Annotated in this window: 14 protein-coding genes; 11 read left to right on the top strand and 3 right to left on the bottom strand. The window is 64.0% G+C overall.

The window, feature by feature from the left end; translation table 11 throughout:
- Positions 1-49 precede the first annotated feature (49 nt).
- On the bottom strand, positions 50-2,695 hold the full coding sequence (gene valS / locus D3I60_RS13595) for a valine--tRNA ligase (RefSeq protein ID WP_262776821.1): 2,646 nt from the start codon (positions 2,693-2,695) through the stop codon (positions 50-52).
- A 209-nt stretch (positions 2,696-2,904) separates the two neighbouring features.
- Here valS and D3I60_RS13600 point away from each other — a divergent pair, with 209 nt between their 5' ends.
- From D3I60_RS13600 to ndk, 6 genes are all read left to right on the top strand, one after another.
- Complete coding sequence (locus D3I60_RS13600) at positions 2,905-4,134, top strand: acyltransferase (protein WP_262776822.1); 1,230 nt, start codon at positions 2,905-2,907, stop codon at positions 4,132-4,134.
- Between the two features lie 79 nt (positions 4,135-4,213).
- The gene (locus D3I60_RS13605; RefSeq protein WP_262776823.1) at positions 4,214-4,969 is read left to right on the top strand and encodes an SDR family oxidoreductase; all 756 of its coding nucleotides are present in this window, start codon (positions 4,214-4,216) and stop codon (positions 4,967-4,969) included.
- 312 nt (positions 4,970-5,281) lie between these two features.
- A complete protein-coding gene (gene ileS, locus D3I60_RS13610) occupies positions 5,282-8,545 on the top strand; it encodes an isoleucine--tRNA ligase (RefSeq protein ID WP_262776824.1) in 3,264 nt (1,087 codons plus the stop codon).
- The gene (locus D3I60_RS13615; RefSeq protein ID WP_262776825.1) at positions 8,542-10,035 is read left to right on the top strand and encodes a bifunctional folylpolyglutamate synthase/dihydrofolate synthase; all 1,494 of its coding nucleotides are present in this window, start codon (positions 8,542-8,544) and stop codon (positions 10,033-10,035) included. The genes ileS and D3I60_RS13615 overlap by 4 nt, the downstream gene beginning before the upstream one ends.
- Complete coding sequence (locus D3I60_RS13620; RefSeq protein ID WP_262776826.1) at positions 10,032-10,397, top strand: DUF4233 domain-containing protein; 366 nt, start codon at positions 10,032-10,034, stop codon at positions 10,395-10,397. Before D3I60_RS13615 ends, D3I60_RS13620 begins: the two co-directional genes overlap by 4 nt.
- Positions 10,398-10,479: 82 nt before the next feature.
- Positions 10,480-10,899, top strand: a complete 420-nt coding sequence (ndk, locus tag D3I60_RS13625) for a nucleoside-diphosphate kinase (RefSeq protein ID WP_262776827.1) — start codon at positions 10,480-10,482, stop codon at positions 10,897-10,899.
- Between the two features lie 105 nt (positions 10,900-11,004).
- On the opposite strand, the gene D3I60_RS13630 is transcribed toward ndk, so the two are convergent.
- Entirely contained in the window at positions 11,005-11,652 is a 648-nt protein-coding gene (locus tag D3I60_RS13630; protein ID WP_262776828.1) for a vitamin K epoxide reductase family protein, read from the bottom strand.
- Positions 11,653-11,953: 301 nt separating this feature from the next.
- On the opposite strand from D3I60_RS13630, the gene D3I60_RS13635 reads away from it, so the two are divergent.
- The gene (locus D3I60_RS13635) at positions 11,954-14,971 is read left to right on the top strand and encodes an Rne/Rng family ribonuclease (RefSeq protein ID WP_262776829.1); all 3,018 of its coding nucleotides are present in this window, start codon (positions 11,954-11,956) and stop codon (positions 14,969-14,971) included.
- A gap of 93 nt (positions 14,972-15,064) precedes the next feature.
- Here D3I60_RS13635 and D3I60_RS13640 read toward each other — a convergent pair whose 3' ends face one another.
- On the bottom strand, positions 15,065-16,456 hold the full coding sequence (locus tag D3I60_RS13640) for an SPFH domain-containing protein (RefSeq protein WP_262776830.1): 1,392 nt from the start codon (positions 16,454-16,456) through the stop codon (positions 15,065-15,067).
- Between the two features lie 140 nt (positions 16,457-16,596).
- Between D3I60_RS13640 and D3I60_RS13645 the strand changes: the two genes are divergently transcribed.
- The 4 genes from D3I60_RS13645 to rpmA all read left to right on the top strand — a co-directional run bounded on the left by D3I60_RS13645 (position 16,597) and on the right by rpmA (position 19,382).
- Positions 16,597-18,126: an alanine/glycine:cation symporter family protein gene (locus D3I60_RS13645; RefSeq protein ID WP_262776831.1), complete on the top strand. Its 1,530-nt coding sequence runs from the start codon at positions 16,597-16,599 to the stop codon at positions 18,124-18,126.
- Between the two features lie 114 nt (positions 18,127-18,240).
- On the top strand, positions 18,241-18,558 hold the full coding sequence (locus D3I60_RS13650) for a chorismate mutase (protein ID WP_139467033.1): 318 nt from the start codon (positions 18,241-18,243) through the stop codon (positions 18,556-18,558).
- Positions 18,559-18,806: 248 nt separating this feature from the next.
- Entirely contained in the window at positions 18,807-19,115 is a 309-nt protein-coding gene (gene rplU, locus D3I60_RS13655) for a 50S ribosomal protein L21 (protein WP_262776832.1), read from the top strand.
- Positions 19,116-19,130: 15 nt separating this feature from the next.
- Positions 19,131-19,382: a 50S ribosomal protein L27 gene (rpmA, locus tag D3I60_RS13660; RefSeq protein ID WP_025776788.1), complete on the top strand. Its 252-nt coding sequence runs from the start codon at positions 19,131-19,133 to the stop codon at positions 19,380-19,382.
- The last annotated feature ends 43 nt before the right edge of the window (positions 19,383-19,425 follow it).

The raw sequence follows: 19,425 nt of genomic DNA on the forward strand, positions 1-19,425 counted from the left end.
GGGGTCGGAGGCTGCTCTGGCTGGCAGTTAGGGCCGGCTGGTGTTCGGCTCAGTCCTGGTCGACGAAGTCGATCGAGGCAATGGTGATCTCCTCGCCGGCTTCCTCGGTGCTCAGGGACTTGATACGGCCCGCGGCCTTGAGGTCGCTTTCAGCCGCCGTGATCGCGGAGACGACGGCGTCCGGCGCCTGAATGGTCACGGAAGCGACCTCGGTCTTCTGCGATACCTTGGCCTCGGTTTTCGTGCGGCGGATCTCGGTCAGTGCGGCTGCCACCGAGGCCAGCAGCTCGGGATCGACGGACGATTCCGGATGGCTCAGCGCCTCATCTGCCGGCCACGGCGCACGGTGGACCGAACCGGTGCGCCACCAGGACCAGACCTCTTCGGTGACGAACGGAGTGAACGGAGCGAACAGACGCAGCAGGACATCCAGAGCAGCAGCCAAGGTGACGTGCGCCGACAGCTGATCATCTGATCCCGACGAGCCGTAGGAACGGTCCTTGACGAGCTCGACATAGTCATCGGTGAACTCCCAGAAGAAGCTCTCGGTCACACGCAGTGCATGAGAATAGTCGTAAGCGGCCATATGCTTCCCGGCCTGCTCGACGACCTCGGCAAGCTTCGCCAGCAGGGCCCGATCGAGATCGTGGGTGACGGCGCCGAGCTGACCGATGAGACCGGCATGCACTCCCTGTGCCAGAGCGAACTTCGATGCGTTGAGCAGCTTCATCGCCAGCCGACGGCCGATCTGCATCTGCGTGACGTCATAAGCGGTGTCCGCACCGAGTTTCGCGCTGGCCGCCCAGTAGCGGACCGCGTCAGGACCGAATCCCGGCTTCGCCTCGCCGAGGATGTCCGACGGAACCACGACATTGCCCTTGGACTTCGACATCTTCTTCCGGTCCGGATCGAGGATCCACCCCGACAGGCCGGCATGCTTCCACGGTGCCGCATCGTTGAGCGAGTTCGCCCGGACCACGGTGGAGAACAGCCAAGTGCGGATGATGTCGTGTCCCTGTGGACGCAGGTCGAAGGGGAAGACCTTGTCGAAGAACTCCTCGTCACGCGACCAGCCGCCGAGCAGCTGCGGCGTCAGCGACGACGTGGCCCAGGTGTCGAGGACATCCGGGTCTGCGGTGAATCCGCCGGGCACATCACGCTGGTCGTCGGTGAAGCCGGCAGGAGCCTCGGCGATGGGGTCACACGGAAGCGACTCGGGCACGATCGGGTCATCGTAATCGGGCTGGCCATCAGCGTCGAGGCGGTACCACAGAGGAATCGGGACACCGAAGAACCTCTGCCGGGAGACAAGCCAGTCGCCGTTGAGGTTCTCCACCCAGTTCTCATAGCGGGAGCGCATGTACGCCGGATGCCATTCGATCTCGCGACCGCGGGCGATGAGCGCATCCCGCAGCTCGGCCGACCGCCCGCCGTTGCGGATGTACCACTGACGGCTGGTGACGACCTCGAGCGGCTTGTCGCCCTTTTCGTAGAACGGGACCGGATGCGTGATCGGCTCGATCTCACCGATGAGGTCACCGGAGTCGATGAGCATCTGCGCAATGTCCTTGCGCGCAGAGAACGTCGTCTTTCCTGCCAGTGCCTCATAGTTGGCCACAGCATCGGACTTCGGTGAGTTCGCGATCCACTCGGGCACCTCGAGGTTGAGGCGGCCGCCGCGGTTGATCACCGCACGGGTCGGCAGATCGAGTTCACGCCACCACGTGACGTCGGTGAGGTCGCCGAAGGTGCAGACCATAGCGATGCCGGTGCCCTTATCGGACTTCGCAAGCTCATGGGCGCGGATCTCGACGCTGACACCGAAGAGCGGCGAAACGACATTCGTGCCGAACAGGGAGGCGTAGCGTTCGTCATCGGGATGGGCGACGAGCGCCACGACAGCGGGAATGAGCTCCGGACGCGAGGTGAGGATGATGATCGGTTCCGCCGAGGTGTCGGCCTGGCCATCAGCGCCCTCGGGGAAGAACTTCACCTTGTGGTACGCGCCTTCGCGCTCACGATCCTCGAGTTCGGCCTGAGCCACAGCAGTGCCGAAGGTGACGTCCCACATGGTCGGGGCGTCCTGCGAATAGGCATGCCCGTTCTTCAGATCGGTGAGGAAGGCCCGCTGGCTCACCGCACGCGAATCGTCATCGATCGTGCGGTAGGTGTACTTCCAATCCACGGACAGTCCGGTGGATCGGAAGAGGTCTTCGAACACCTTCTCGTCCTCGGCGGAGAGCTTCTCGCACAGTTCGATGAAGTTCTGGCGGGAGACCTTGACGAAGTCGCGCGAATTCTTCGGCGCCTTCTCCGGCGGCTGGAAGTCCGGGTCGTAGGGCTGGCCGGGATCGCAGGTGACTCCGTAGTAGTTCTGCACGCGACGTTCGGTCGGCAGGCCGTTGTCGTCCCAGCCGAGAGGATAGAACACGTTCTTGCCGGTCATCCGCTGATAGCGGGCGATGATGTCGGTCTGGGTGTAGGAGAACACGTGTCCGACATGCAGCGACCCCGAGGCGGTCGGCGGGGGAGTGTCGATCGAGTAGACCTGCTCGCGATCGGTGTCGACGTCGAAGGCGTAGACGTTCTGCTCGCTCCACGCGGCGTCCCATTTGTCCCGCAGCCCCTCGAGGGCCGGCTTGTCAGGAAGGTTCACTGACTCGTGCGTCGAGTCCGAAAAGGCAGGTGTGTTCATAATTGCTGATTTTCTCACCCGGTTCGCGATCGGCCAAACCGGTTCGCGCCCGTGGCCGCGCGAAGTCCCACCGGAGCTCGAGTGCAGCACTCGCCCGGAGCTTGAGTGCAGCACTCGCGCCTCGACTGCCCAGTCCGACAGCGTGGGACGGCTCACACCCTGAAGGCGCAGTGAGTCGCCTGAGCCGCGGGCAATGACATCATGGACACATGGCGCCCTTGGACCGAATTCCGGCAGAGAATCCGCCGCCCACGTCGACCGCCTGGATGAATCCGGCACGTGCGATCGCGATCATCGCCGTCGTAGCCATCCATTCCCTGGGCACCGTCGTCGAAGAGAACTTCGCGAGTATGGGGCCCGACTGGTGGCTGGCCAACACCATCGACTCCGCCTGCCGGTGGTCGGTGCCCGTGTTCATCATGATCTCCGGGGCTCTGGCCCTCGACCCCGACCGGGGCGGCAAACCGCGGAAGTTCCTGTCCAAACGTGTCTGGCGAATCGGCATCCCCCTCGTGTTCTGGACAGTCGTGTACGTTCTGTTCCGCCGCTACTACCTGCAGCCCGACGATGACACCTGGAACCCGGGCATTGCGATCCTCACCGGATCGCCCTTCGTTCAGCTCTACTTCCTCTACGTCCTTGCCGGTCTGACCCTGCTCACTCCGTTCTTCCGCCTGCTGAGCGTGCACGGGTCCCGCCGTCTGCAGTGGGGGACCGGTCTGATCTTCCTCGGCATCGGCATGGCCGACCAGTGGGTGTCGATGGTCTTCGACGTCGGCGAAGCCAATATCGCCACCCGGTTCCTGCCGATGGCCGGTTTCTACATCCTCGGCTGGGTGCTGCGCGATATCGTGCTCTCGGTCAGAGGCGCAGTCCTGGCGTGGGTCAGCTTCATCATCGCGGTCGCCGGAACCGCGGTCTGGGCCGGTCTGGGACCGGGTGAGAAACCGTGGATGTTCCCGTACGAGTATCTCGCCCCAGGAGTCGTCCTCGCTTCCATAGCCGCCTACCTCCTCCTGCATTTCCATCTGCGCGAAGGTTTCGGACTGCTGCATCGTTTCTACCCGTATTCCTTTGGTGTGTTCCTCCTCCATCCGCTCCTGCTCTACCCGGTGCGCAATGCCATGGGCCTTCCGGACACCGTGCCAGGCGTTCTTCTCCACGCCGTGATCATGCCGATCGCCTATGCGATCATCTGCGCCGCCATCACCTGGGTGGCGGTGAAGGTCCCCGGCTTCCGTGCCGTCTTCGGCGAAGGCGGGCCCCGCAACCCGCATACTCGACCGAGCGTGAAGAAACACCGACCTGGGGCGAAGGGATCCCCGACCGTCACGACGACCCCGGAAGAAGCGGCTCCGTCCGATCCCGCCCGGAGCCGACCGATCGAGACCCACCTCGGCTCAGAAGACGCCGCTCGCGGCCGAGAGCCGACTCCGTAGACTGTGACCCGAACAGGAGAACCCCGCTTCCGGAATCCAGACTCAAACCCGCCGACAGACCCGACAGAGGAGAACACAGATGGAAAAGCTCAGAGCAGTAGTCACAGGAGCCAGTTCCGGAATCGGTGCGGCCACGGTCCGACAGCTGCGCGAGCAGGGCTGGGACGTCGTCGCCGTGGCCCGCCGTGAGGACAAACTCAAGGCCCTCGCCGAGGAGACCGGAGCCGAATACATCGTCGCCGACCTCACCGATGACGCCGCTGTGGCGTCCATGGCCGAACAGGTGCTCGCCGGCGGAGTCGTCCATTCCCTCGTGGCCAATGCTGGTGCCGCCTTCGGAACCGACACCGTCGCCGAGGCATCGGTCGACGGGTGGCGGGACATGTTCGACATCAACGTCCTCGGCGCCCTGCGCGTCGTCAAGGCACTGCTTCCGGCCCTCATCGATTCCGGTCGCGGGGACATCGTCGTCATGTCCTCGACCGCGGGCCATCAGGCCTATGAAGGCGGCGGTGGCTACGTCGCTGCGAAGCACGGCACCCATTCGATGGCAGCGACCCTGCGCCTCGAGCTCGCCGGCGAACCCGTGCGCGTCATCGAGATCGCACCAGGAATGGTCGCTACCGACGAGTTCACCTTCAAGCGCGTCGGTGGTGATGAGTCGAAGGCTGCGAAGGTCTACGAAGGCGTCGAGAACCCGCTGACCGCGGACGACGTCGCCGACGCCGTCGTCTACACGCTCACCCGGCCCCACCATTTCAACGTCGATCTCATGGTCATCCGACCGATCGCCCAGGCCGCTCAGCACAAGGTCGCCCGCAACCGGGGACTGTGAGCACCCACGGCTCCTGACCGGGGCCGCCTCGGCGAGGGAGATCCCCCGCGCCGCCGAGTGGTCTCGGGCGGAGTCGACGGTATACGATTGTCTTGCGTCGATCCGGCTATCACCGGGGAGCATCCGGAAGAACGGAACAAGCGTTCGAAACGCTGCGTTCTCAGTAGACCCGGACGGGTGGACCCGTCATCGTCTGAGTGAATGAGCGATCCGCTGACCGACCTGAACAGGTCGGACTGCGGATAAGCGAGGTGGTACCGCGGCAGACTGTCGTCCTCGTGACAGTGACCGCAGTGACCCAGAAGGACGCTCATGACTCAGCCTCTCTATCCCAAGGTTTCGACCTCGACCTTCGGACTCTCGTCGTCCCCGAACTTCCCTGCCATCGAAGACGCTGTGCTGCGCTACTGGCAGGAGGACGACACCTTCAAGGCGTCGATCGCCCAGCGCGATGCCGGCGAGAACGGCGAGAACGAATTCGTCTTCTACGACGGCCCTCCCTTCGCCAACGGCCTGCCCCACTACGGACACCTGCTCACCGGCTACGTCAAGGATGTCGTCCCGCGCTTCCAGACGATGCGCGGCAAGAAGGTCGACCGCCGCTTCGGCTGGGACACCCATGGCCTGCCGGCCGAGCTCGAAGCCGAACGTCAGCTGGGTATCACCGACAAGTCCGAGATCGGCCGCATGGGACTGGCCGCATTCAACGACGCCTGCCGCTCCTCGGTGCTGCGCTACACCCAGGAATGGGAAGAATATGTGACCCGTCAGGGCCGGTGGGTCGACTTCGACAACGACTACAAGACGCTCAACGTCGAATACATGGAAAGCGTCATCTGGGCGTTCAAACAGCTCTGGGACAAAGGGCTCGTCTACGAGGGCTACCGCGTGCTTCCGTACTGCTGGAAGGACGAGACGCCTCTGTCGAACCATGAGCTGCGCATGGACGACGACGTGTACAAGATGCGTCAGGATCCGGCCGTGACCCTCGGATACAAACTCAAGGACTCAGACGAGTGGGTCCTCATCTGGACGACGACCCCGTGGACGGTTCCGTCGAACCAGGCCGTGGCCGTCAACCCGGAGATCCCGCTCGTCGCAGTGATCCCCGGAGAAGACGGAGCCGAAGAACTTCAGGGCAAGACCCTCATCCTCGCCGAGGCGCGCCTGGGTGCCTATGCCCGTGAACTCGGTGCCGAACCGCAGGTTCTGCGCACCTTCCCCGGCAGCGAACTCGTCGGCGCATCCTACGAACCTCCGTTCCCGTACTTCGAGGGCCGTCAGGAGGAGTTCGGCGAGAACATGCACACGATCCTGGCCGCGGACTTCGTCACCGTCGAAGACGGCACGGGAATCGTCCACCAGTCACCCGCCTTCGGTGAAGAGGACAAGGAGCTCACCGACTCCTACGGAATCACCGCCGCCCGTCCCGTCGACGACGCCGGTCGCTTTGATACGACCGTTCCCGACTATGCCGGCCAGCAGGTCTTCGACGCCAACAAGGCGATCATCAAGGACCTGCGCAACCACACGGGTCCGATGGAATCGCGGGGTGCTCTGCTGGTCCGCCACGAATCCTACGAGCACTCCTACCCGCACTGCTGGCGCTGCCGGAACCCGCTGATCTACCGTGCGGTGTCCTCCTGGTTCGTCCGCGTCACCGAGTTCAAGGACCGCATGGTCGAACTCAACGAGCAGATCAACTGGGTGCCCGACAACGTCAAGCACGGACAGTTCGGCAAATGGCTCGAGAACGCCCGCGACTGGTCGATCTCGCGCAACCGCTTCTGGGGCTCGCCGATCCCCGTGTGGGTCTCCTCCGATCCGGCCTACCCGCGCACCGACGTCTACGGCTCCCTGGCCGAGATCGAAGCCGACTTCGGACGTCTGCCGCGCAACGACTCCGGAGACGTCGACCTCCACCGCCCGTGGGTCGATGACCTCACCCGCCCGAACCCGGATGACCCCACCGGAAAGTCGGTGATGCAGCGCATCCCGGAGATCTTCGACGTATGGTTCGACTCCGGTTCGATGAGCTACGCCCAGGTGCACTATCCGTTCGAGAACTCCGAATGGTTCGACAACCACTTCCCGGCCGACTTCATCGTCGAATACGTGGGACAGACCCGCGGCTGGTTCTACCTGCTGCACGTTCTGGCCACAGCGATCTTCGACCGTCCCGCATTCACGAACTGCATCTCCCATGGCATCGTGCTCGGCTCGGACGGGCAGAAGATGTCGAAGTCCCTGCGCAACTACCCCGATGTCAACGAGGTCTTCAACCGCGACGGCTCGGATGCCATGCGCTGGTTCCTCATGGCTTCGTCCATCCTGCGCGGCGGCAATCTCGTCGTCACCGAACAGGGCATCCGCGACGGTGTCCGTCAGGTCGTGCTCCCGCTGTGGAACACATGGCAGTTCTTCGCCACCTACTCCAACGCGGCCGATGGTCCAGCGGGGGAGAAGACCGGCTATCAGGCACAGTCCCGCTACGACTCGTCCCAGGTCCTCGACCGGTACCTCCTGGCCAAGACGCACGACCTCATCACCGAGTTCGCCGAAGCGATGGAAGGCCTCGACATCTGGGCGGCATGCGAACTCGTGCGCAGCTACCTCGACATGCTCACGAACTGGTATGTGCGTCGTTCGCGTCGCCGGTTCTGGGACGGCGGCACCGACACGCATGAGTCCTTCGACGTGTTCTATACCTGCCTGGAGGCATTCTGCCGTGTGGCCGCACCCCTGCTGCCGTTCACGGTCGAAGAGATCTATCGCGGACTGACCGGGCAGCGGTCGGTGCACCTGGCCGACTACCCGGACGCCGAGGCGTTCCCTGCCGACGCCGACCTCGTCGCGGAGATGGACCTCACCCGCGATATCTGCTCAACGGCCTCCTCGGTGCGAAAGGCCAACCAGCTGCGGGTGCGCCTGCCGCTGTCGCAGCTGACCGTCGCCACCGACACGGACCTGAGCTCCGACTTCACCGAGATCATCGCCGATGAGCTCAATGTGCGTACCGTCGAGGTCCTCGACGTCGCCGAGGCGGAGGCCGCCGGATTCTCCCTGTCACAGAATCTCGTCGTCAACGCCCGTGCCGCCGGACCCCGTCTGGGCAAACGGGTCCAGCAGGTCATCAAGGCTTCGAAGTCCGGCGACTGGTCCGTCACCGACGGCACCGTCGTGAGCGGCGGAATCGAACTCGTCGACGGGGAGTACACCGTCGAATCCGTGGCCGAATCCGGTACCGAGGGCATGGAGCTCGCGGCTCTCGATTCCGGCTTCCTTGCCCTCGACACGCGGGTCACACCCGAGCTCGAGGCCGAGGGCATGGCACGTGATGCCGTGCGCGCCATCCAGGGCATCCGCAAGCAGCTCGATCTCGACATCTCCGACCGGATCGCCGTGACCGTCGAAGCCGGCACCGAGGTGGTCGCCGCGCTCGAGCCTCACATCGACCTCATCGCCGGTGAGACCCTGACGACCACTCTGAACTTCGGCCCGGTCGCGGCCGATGCCGAGGTCTTCAGCCCCGAAGAGCTCCCCGGCGGCACCCGTCTGGCGGTGAAGCGGGCATGACCGAGGACAACACCCCGATCGACGGGCCCCTCCCGGACGTGGACCCCACCTCCGACATGGAACCGCAGAGCGTGGACGAAGAAGCTTCGGAGCCTCTTCCCGGACCGGTCGTCGATGAGGCCACTCGGGCCGAGCTCGCCCGGGTCTATGCCCTGCTGTTGGCCCGGGCGGGGGAGACGCAGGTCGAGCTGCGCCTCGATGCGACTCGGCGGGCGTGTGAGATCCTCGGCGATATCCACACTGCGGCCCCGACGATCACGATCACGGGCACGAATGGGAAGACGTCGACGGCCCGGATGATCGATTCGCTCATCTCCGCTCATGAGCTCCGGGTCGGCCGGTTCACCAGTCCGCACCTGCATTCGGTGACCGAACGGATCTCCGTGGACGGCGCCCCCGTGTCCGCTCACGCCTTCGTGCGCATCTATGACGAGATCGCCCCGTACCTCGAGATCGTCGATGCCCAGCTCGAGGCCGAAGGACGCGCGAAGCTCACCTACTTCGAAGCGCTGACCGTGCTGGCCTTCGCCGTGTTCGCCGATGCTCCGGTCGATGTCGTCGTAACCGAGGTCGGCATGGGCGGACAATGGGATTCGACGAACGTCGCCGATGCCCAGGTGTGCGTGTTCACGAAGATCGGTCTCGATCATCAGGCGTTCCTCGGCGACACCATCGAGGAGATCGCCGCGACCAAGGCTGGGATCCTCGATCGGAGCGTCGAGGACAGCCCGGCTCCCGAACCTGTTGCCGTGTCTGCTGTCCAGGACGAGGCCGCCCAGGCGGTCCTCGACGAGGAAGCCGCCCGCCGTGAGGTTCCGCTGGCCGCTGAGGAGCGGGACTTCCGTCTCCTCGAACGGCAGCGGGCCGTCGACGGTCAGCTCATCACGGTGCAGGGCCGCAGAGACGTCTACTCCGACCTGTTCCTGCCGCTGCACGGAATTCACCAGGCCCACAATGCCGCGGTCGCGATCGTCGCAGCCGAGGCCTTCCTGGGAGCCGAAGACAAGCCGCTCAATCAGGAGACGGTGGCCGAGGGGCTGGCCCGTGTGACGTCACCGGGCCGCGCGGAACTCCTGCGCACGGGACCGAGCGTCGTCGTCGACGGTGCCCATAACACGGATGCCGCGCATGTGCTGGCCGACACCCTCGCCGAGGCGTTCGACTTCGACTATGTCGTCATCGTGCTGGCGATGCTGGCGGACAAGGACAGCGACGGTGTCATCGAAGAGCTTCATCGCAGCGCAGATGTGTTCGTCGTCAGCGAGAATCTCAACTCCCGTGCGCTGCCGGCAGGCGACCTCGCCGAGGCGGCGCGGGAATGGGTCGACGAGGATTCCGTCATCGTCGCCTCCGATCTCAATGCCGCTCTGATGAAAGCCATCGACCTGGCCAACAGCGTCGATGCGAAGAGTCCGGGGATCGTCGTCACCGGCTCCATCTACACAGTGGCCGAAGCGCGCCTGCTGCTCGGACGAGGGGAGGAACGATGAAATCGAAGTACCCCGTTCTCTGCGGATCAATCCTCATCTGCGAGCTCGTCGTCGTCTACTTCGCCGTGCTCACGACATTCGGCTTGTCGGTGAAGTCAGCGCAGACCCTGACCCTGGCGCAGCTGCTCATCGGTGCCTCGGTCATCGCAGTGTTGGCCATCATCGCCGTCATCCTGCTGCCGCGGCGGATCGGTGAGAAGCGTCCCGGTGTGATCATCGGCTGGGTCGTGCAGGGGCTGCTGCTGGCCTCCGGCTTCGTGCTCACCTCGATGTTCTTCGTCGCAGCGCTGTTCATCGCTCTGTGGGCCGTGGCCGTGTACTGGTCGGCTCGCATCGATCGTGAGGTCGCCGTGCGCGGCTGAACTGTGAGTACGCCGAGGCGGGAGCGCCTCGGTGCCCGGGTAGACTGTGGACCGACGTCCACACGACATTGGAAGGACCGGAATGGAACGTACGCTCATCCTCATCAAGCCCGACGGAGTCGCTCGCGGACTCGTCGGACAGATCGTGGCCCGAATCGAAGCCAAGGGCTATGCGATCGACGCCTTGGATCTCCGTTCGGCCACCGCCGCCGAACTGGCAGCCCATTACGCCGAGCACGAAGGCAAGCCCTTCTACCAGCCGCTGGTCGACTTCATGTCCGAAGGGCCGATCGTCTCGATCATCGCCTCCGGACAGGGCGTCATCCCCGGCTTCCGGTCCCTGGCCGGCGCCACCGACCCGACGGCAGCTGGTCCCGGCACGATCCGCGGCGATCTCGGTCGCGACTGGGGTGAGAAGGTGCAGAAGAACCTCGTCCACGGATCCGATTCCACCGAATCGGCCGAACGCGAGATCGGAATCTGGTACCCGGCCGAAGGCTGATGACAGGCAGAAGACCGATCGAGGCCGACGTCTGAGCCGAGCCGGTCGAATAAGTGAGGGTGCCCCACCGTTTGGAGGGGCACCCTCACTGCATCTGATTCATGTTCAGAGCAGACTGGAGAAGAACGCCCAGAACTGCACGACGATGCAGGCGAAGATGATGAGCATCCACAGCACAGACAGGGCGATGTTCTCCTTCGCCAGGACCCTCAGCACGGCGTTGTCGGCGGCGCGCCGACCGAAGCCGCCGGTGAGCAGATTGCGGGCGGTGACGGCCATGAACATCGGAATCGTCACGGTCCACACGATGATGCACCACGGGCAGCCGACTCCGATCTTGTAGATCGAGACGTAGAACAGGAACATCACCAGCGCCACGCCGCAGCCCAGTCCGATGTTCAGTCCCACCATCACCCAGCGGGGCAGCCGGGTGCCGGATAGGATGAGCACACCGAGCAGCAGCGGGATGATGAAGGCCGCCACGCCCATGAGCTGATTGGGAAAGCCCAGGAGCTCGGCTTCGGGATGTTCCATGACCGAACCGCACGAGAAGAACGGGTTGAGGTCGCACGAGAGCACGACGTCCGGGTTCGCCAGCTTCTCGTACTTCTCCGCCGACAGGGAGAACGAGGCGAGGAAACCGATGGCAGAGGAGATGACGAGGAAGATCCCGAACGGCACCGATCTGAGCACCCACGACGAGGCGGTGTCGGCGGACTCGAGATCATCGGATTGAGTCGGAGTGGTGTTCACTCCTCAAGAATGCCTGGCTATGTCCCGTGCGGCAAACCCCGTCCCCATCGAAACCTCAGCGCAGAGGCACTTCTGTGACATAATGGTCGGACGGATACCTGTTCTCACACCGAGCAGGAGAAGTGCCTCCACCGAGTCGAGGGTATGACCTCGCAGGTCGACAACAAGATGAGGCAGCACGGAAGGCCTACGCGCTGAGCGCGAGCCGGATGTGCCATCCACAGGTTTCGGTCCATTGCGGACCATGCAAGGATCCGAAGATCCGTACGGTGTGGACGGCGTCTTCGGACTGGGAGATACGATGAACGATACCGACGGCACAGAGTCGACAGACCCGACCGAAGGCATTCTCGCGGACCTCGCGAATCTGCAGCAGTCGGCGGGTGCCAAGAACGCCGAACACGAGGATGTCGACGACAGCGTGCGTGCGCGCCTCGATGACATCGCCGAGGCGGCCGAGTCGCTGCGTATCGGCGATGCCGATGACAGCGACGACGAGGAGGACGAAGAACCGACCCCTCGCCGAGGCGGGCAGAAGTCCGCACGCGATGCCGTGGCCAATCGGGGACTCGTCTTCGAGGAGTTCGTCCGCGGAGACTCGGACGACGATGACGATGATCACGACGACGCTGACAATGCCGATGGCGACGACGAGGACGATGAGTCCGATGCTGCGTCGCAGGCAGCGCCGAGCTTCGACCCGCGCAATCCCTTCGCGGCCCCGGCCGCTCCGGCTGCCGCACCCGAACCCCGCACCACTCCAGCCGTGCCCTATGACGGCGGCCTGATCTTCCAGGTGCCGAAGGCCGAACACGCCGAGGTCATCACGATCGAAGACGATGACTCCGACGACGACTGGGATGATTCCCACGACTCCGACGGCGACACGTCGTCCTCACAGGAGAACCGCCAGAACGACCGCGGTGAGGACGATTCCTCCAACGGTCCGCGCCGGCGGCGAGGCGGCCGCGGGCGCCGATCGCGCAATCGCGATGACTCCCACGACGATTCCTCGGACTCCGACGACGACTCGAAGGACTCCGAGGACGACTCGAAGGACTCCGCCGGCAACCAGGACGCGAAGTCGTCGAAGCGGGGATCTCGGTCGAGCAATCGCGGTTCGAAGCGCTCGGATGCGGACGCCGAGGACTCACATTCGAAGTCGGATCATCAAGATTCCGATCACAAGGAGAACGACCACAGGGACTCCGACGATTCGGATTCGGACGATGGTGATGACGACTCCGACGGCGGTTCGCGCCGTCGCCGCCGTCGCCGGTCTCGCACCCGCAGCACCGACCGCGACGAAGTCACCTCGCTCAAGGGTTCGACCCGCCTCGAGGCAAAGCGCCAGCGTCGTAAGGAGGGCCGCGAAGCCGGACGTCGCCGCCCCATCATCACCGAAGCCGAATTCCTCGCTCGACGTGAGTCCGTCGAGCGGACCATGCTGGTGCGGGAGAGCGGCGACCAGACTCAACTCGTTGTCGTCGAAGACGGGATCGCTGTCGAGCACTACCTCAAGGAGAACCGTCAGCAGTCCTCGCTCATCGGCAACGTCTACCTGGGCAAGGTCCAGAACGTGCTGCCGAGCATGGAGGCGGCATTCATCGACATCGGCAAGGGCCGGAACGCCGTGCTCTACGCCGGTGAAGTCAACTGGGACGCCCTCGGCATGGACGGCAAGGCGCGGCGCATCGAAACCGCGCTGAGCCCCGGAGATGCCGTGCTCGTGCAGGTGACGAAGGATCCGATCGGACACAAGGGCGCCCGCCTGACCAGCCAGATCTCTCTGCCCGGGCGGTTCCTCGTCTACGTTCCCGGCAATTCGATGACCGGAATCTCGAGGAAACTGCCCGACAACGAACGCTCACGACTGAAGAAGCTGCTCAAACAGCTCGTCGGCGATTCGAACGGCGTCATCGTGCGCACCGCTGCCGAGGGCGCCACCGACTCCGATCTCTCGCGTGATGTCGAACGTCTCGCCAAACGGTGGGAGACGATCGAGAAGAAGTCGAAGTCGACGAAGGTGCTGGCCCCACAGCTGCTCTACAGCGAGCCGGACATGATCGTGCGCATCATCCGTGATGTCTTCAACGAGGACTTCAGCTCGCTCGTCATCGACGGCGACGGCGCATGGAACACCATCCACGAGTACGTCGAATCCGTCGCCCCGGACCTGCTCGATCGCGTCCACAGCTACAACGAGGACGAGGACATCTTCGACCACTACCGGATCGAAGAGCAGGTCCAGAAGGCGCTGCAGCGCACGGTCAACCTGCCCTCGGGAGGTTCACTCGTCATCGACCGCACCGAAGCGATGACGGTCGTCGATGTCAACACCGGCAAGTTCACCGGCTCCGGGGGCAATCTCGAGGAGACGGTGACCCGCAACAACCTCGAAGCCGCTGAGGAGGTCATCCGGCAGATCCGCCTGCGCGACATCGGCGGAATCATCGTCGTCGACTTCATCGACATGGTGCTCGAGTCCAACCGCGACCTTGTGGTGCGCCGCCTCGTCGAGTGCCTCGGTCGCGATCGGACGAAGCATCAGGTGGCAGAAGTGACATCGCTGGGACTCGTGCAGATGACGCGCAAGCGCATCGGCACCGGGCTCGCCGAATCCCTAGTCAGCGCCGGTGAAGACCTCACCGGCCGTGGACTGCTTCTGCCGGGTTCGGAAGAAGACGGATCGAAGGCGCACCGCGGCGGCCGCTCGTCGAACCACGACAACCGCCGTGACCGCAAGCGCCGGGTAGACTCAGGCTCGAAGTCCAAGCACAATGAGTCCGAGTCGACAGATGAGACAGTGTCATCGGACGCTTCTCGGTCAGCCGTCGCCGCGATCGCGAAGGCCACCCTGAAGAAGGATGATGCCGATTCGCCCGAATCGACGTCCGACGCTCAGACTCAGTCCGATGATTCGGCGAACAACGGCGAGAACGGCAAGTCCCGATCGCGTTCACGGAACGGCCGGCGACGTTCGCGCTCGAGCCGGAGCGACGACTCGCAGGCCGAGACGCCCGACGAGAAGCCCAGTGGCAACGAGAAGTCGAACGGTGCTGAGCACACACCGGCGGAAGCGGCGCCTGCGAACGAGCAGACACAGTCCGCTGAACAGAAGCCGGCAGTCGTGCAGAAGCCGGTCGCAGATGAGCCGAAGGATCTGCCGTTGATGATCGGCGCGGACAGCGAGACGAAGGTTGCCGCCGCTGAACCGGTCAAGAGCACTCCGGCGAAGAAGCGCGAACCGGCGAAGAGGGCCCCTGCCCTCAAGCAGGAGCAGCTGCCCACCTCGTTCGTCATCATCGGTGAGGACTGAACGCCTCTCGTGAGCTGAGACAGAAGACAGCGCTCCGCCGACGGATGACGTCGACGGGGCGCTGTCGTGTGCGGTACACCCAGCTCCGGGAGCTCAGCCTGCCGACTGCTGATTGCGGGTGGTGCTGATCGTCGGCTGTGCGGCCTGGTCACCGCAGAGGACGATCATCAGGTTCGATACGAGGTCGCTTCGTTCGGTCTGTCCGAGCCTGACGATCTGGCGTCCTTCGATCTCCTCGATCGCCGTCTCGACCATTCCCACAGCTCCTTCGACGATGAGCTGACGGGCAGCGACGACGGCCGTGGCCTGTTGCCGCTGGAGCATGGCACGGGCGATCTCCGGGGCGTAAGCCAATTGGGTGATGCGCGATTCGATGATCGTTACGCCCGCAGCCATGACCCGGGCAGCGACTTCATCGGAGAGCCGCGACGTGATCTCGTCGGCGTTGTCACGCAGCGACATGCGGCCGGGATCCGACGAATCGTAGGCATAGGAGTTGGCGATGTGCCGAACCGCGGTCTCTGCCTGGATGGCGACGAACTCTTCGAAATCATCGACCTCGAACATCGCCTGTGCGGTATCGCGGACCTGCCAGACGACCACGGCGCCGATCTCGATCGGATTGCCATCGTGGTCATTGACCTTCAGCGTCGAGGTCTCATGGTTGCGGATGCGCGTCGAGATCTGATCCTTCGTGTAGAAGGGATTGACGAATCGCAGACCCGACTGCCTGACCGTTCCGACGTACTTGCCGTAGAGCTGGAGGACGACGGCATGTCCGGGCGCGACCGAGGTGCATCCCTTGAACAGGAACATCGACGCGATGAAGAAGAGGACGGCGACGATGAAGAGGATGACCCCGACGACGGCTTGGGCGAAGGTCATGACGAACCCGATGATGCCCAGCAGCACGGCGGCGAGCAGGAGGACGATGGCGCCGACGATGGCAAAGTAGCCCGAGACACCGCCTGCCGGCTTCTCTCGGACACGTTCGCCATCGGGGGAGACGATGCGGGTGGGGGCCGAATTCGGCCGGCCCGGGTCCGATGTCCCTCTGCGGGGACCCGACGTCTGAGCCGAGTGGCGACCGGGACCACGGTTCGGTGCCTGGGCTGGAACAGGTCCGGAGCCGAGGGCCTGACCTGAACCGTCGGGTTGTCCGGCCGAGCGACGATTCTGCGGCGCCGGTGGCAGCGGGGCGCCTTCACGGTGGTGGGGCGGTGCACCGGTGTTCGCCTGGGCACCGGCCGGCGGACCATACGGTGCCGTCGACCCCGAACCGCCGATCGCTCCGGACTGAGCGCCCTGCGAACCATAGTGCCCATTGGGATTCGTCACTGCCTCGGCCCCGGGGTACGCCGCGGGCTGACTGTGGCCGGTCTGGATATGCGTGCTCGGGTCACCACTGGGGACGGGGCCGCGATCGGGGGTCTGGTTCGACGGTCGATTCGGCTGCTGACCGGGCTGCTGGGCATTCTGAGTCATGCTCCCAGTCTAGGCCAGGTAATGAGACGCGAATCTCAAATAGCCGAGGAAGACCCTATTTGGTAACGGTTCGATAACTGAACGGGTGCCACTACATGGAACGCTTGAATGTGACGCAGGTCTCAGTAGGTTGTCACACTATGACTGATCTTCATATCTCAGCAGCGCCGGTCTCGCCGGTCGACGATGCCATCAATTCCTGGTTCGACCCGATCGCCACATGGTTCGGCAGCATCATCTTCTTCCCGATCACCATCGGAGCGATCTCGTTTCCCTTCGTCGTCCTGTGGCTGATCTTCGCGGCAGCCGTCTTCACCGTGTACTTCGGCTTCATCCAAGCGCGAGGTGCGAAGCTGTCGCTCGAGATCATCCGCGGAAAGTTCTCCTCGAAGTCCGACCCGGGCGAGGTCACCCACTTCCAAGCCCTGGCCTCCGCCCTGTCGGGAACCGTGGGCCTCGGCAACATCGCCGGTGTCGGCGTGGCTATCGCGCTCGGCGGCCCCGGAGCGACCTTCTGGATGATTGTCGCCGGCCTGCTCGGCATGTGCACTAAGTTCGTCGAATGCACCCTCGGGGTGAAGTACCGTGAGATCGACGAGAACGGAGTCGTCCACGGCGGGCCGTTCAAGTACCTCCCCGTTGCGTTCCGACGCTTCTCGAAGCCCGTGGCGACCGCTCTGACCGGACTCTTCGCCATCGCGATCCTCATCTTCGGTGTCGTCGGCGGCGGCATGTTCCAGGCCAATCAGACCTTCGCCCAGGTCCGCACCGCCACCGGCGGCGATGACGGCTTCCTGGCCGGCCCCTTTGCCTCACTCGTGTTCGGGCTCATCTTCGCGGGACTCGTGGCCCTGGTGATCCTCGGCGGCATCCGCTCGATCGCAAAGGTGACCGACAAGCTGGTTCCCGGGATGGCCATCTTCTACGTCGTCTCGTGCCTCCTCGTGCTCGGGCTCAACTACGCGAACATCCCGAATGCCATCGGCGAGATCTTCGCCGGGGCCTTCAACCCGCAGGGCGTGGCCGGCGGCATCGTCGGTGTCATGATCATCGGCTTCCAGCGTTCGGCGTTCTCGAACGAGGCGGGCATCGGCTCCGCAGCCATCGCGCACTCCGCAGTCAGGACTCGTCGCCCGATCTCCGAAGGATTCGTCGCACTGCTCGAGCCCTTCATCGACACGGTGATCGTCTGCACCATGACCGCGCTGACGATCATCGTGGCCAACCAGGCCTCTTACCGCAACGACCTCGGTGAAGGTGAGATCGGCGGTGTCGCCCTCGCCTCGGACGCCTTCTCCACCGTCGCCTCGTGGTACCCGATCCTGCTGGCCATCGCCGTTGCCCTCTTCGCGTTCTCCACCCTCATCACATGGGCATACTACGGAGAACGGGCGTGGAGCTATCTGTTCGGGCGTTCGAAGGCCACGATCATGATCTTCCGTACTCTCGTCTGCATCTTCGTCGTCGTCGGCTGCATCGCCAGCTTCTCCAAGGTCGTCGAATTCGCCGATGCGGCCCTGTTCATGTGCGCCTTCATCAACATCCTCGGCCTCTACATGCTCATGCCGGTGGTCAAGAAGGAGATGAAGAAGTACCTCGCCGACCGCAGGGCCGGTACGTTGAACGACCCGGACACCGCCGACGCCGTCCCGGTCGAAGAACCCGCCTGAGAATCTCGAGCTCCGGCTCGCAGCGAAGGAAGCTGCCGCGACCAAGGCTGTCTGTGCGCCGCGCCCATACGGACGCGGCGCACAGACAGGTTCGGGCGTCGATAGACTGGGGGCGTGGATGAGAACAGAGATGACAGAACACGCGCAGTCGAACGGCTGCAGGAGCTGCGAGGCAGCATCGACAACATCGATGCCTCCCTCGTTCACCTGCTCGCCGAGCGCTTCAAACTCACCGAACGCGTCGGCGAACTCAAAGCCGACCACGGTCTGCCCCCGGCCGACGAGTCTCGGGAAGCCAGGCAGGTCGCCCGACTGCGAGAACTCGCCGAGGAGTCCCATCTTGATCCGGAGTTCGCAGAGAAGTTCCTGGCGTTCATCGTCGCCGAGGTCATCCGCCGGCACGAGCGCATCGCGGAGACGCGCGAAAGCTGAGTCGAAGTGCCCGGGGAGCCGCCTATCTCCGGGAGTGAACGAGAGATGGCTCACAATGGACAGGTCTTCCCCTTGAGCATGGGCGGCGGGTTTGCCGTTGCTGTGCACTCTCGACTAGAATTGATCGTCGGTGCGCGTGACGCACCACGGCTGGTGATTCCTCTCAATGGGATGTCTGCGGGACTCGTTCTGCGGCAGCCAAGGGACAACCGCCGTTCGTTTGTTTTCAACAGAAAGAGGGTTCGACCATGGTCTATGCCATCGTCCGCGCCGGAGGCCACCAGGAAAAGGTGAGCGTCGGCGACATCATCACAGTCAACCGAATGAAGGCGAAGGCTGGAGACAGCGTCGAACTCGATGCCGTACTTCTTGTCGACGGTGAGACGGTCACGACCGATCCCGACGCTCTGGCGAAGGTCTCGGTCAGCGCTGAGGTCGCCGGTGAATTCCGCGGTCCCAAGATTGTGATCCAGAAGTACAAGAACAAGACCGGGTACAAGAAGCGTCAGGGCCACCGCCAGGACCTCACCCGTCTGAAGATCACGAACATCAAGTAAGAGGAGACTTCTCACATGGCAAGCAAAAAGGGAGTCAGCTCGACCCGCAACGGTCGCGACTCGAACCCACAGTACCTCGGCGTGAAGCGCTTCGGCGGCCAGGCCGTCAAGGCCGGCGAGATCATCGTCCGCCAGCGCGGAACCAAGTTCCACCCCGGAGCCAATGTCGGCCGTGGAGGAGACGATACCCTCTTCGCTCTGACCGCCGGTGCCGTGGAATTCGGAACCCGCAACGGTCGCAAGATCGTCAACATCGTCGGAGCCTGATCCTTTCCGGATCCGTTCCATCGTCAATATGATCTCTCCCTGA

The sequence above is a fragment of the Brevibacterium permense genome (genome assembly GCF_025506275.1).
Taxonomy (GTDB): domain Bacteria; phylum Actinomycetota; class Actinomycetes; order Actinomycetales; family Brevibacteriaceae; genus Brevibacterium; species Brevibacterium permense_A.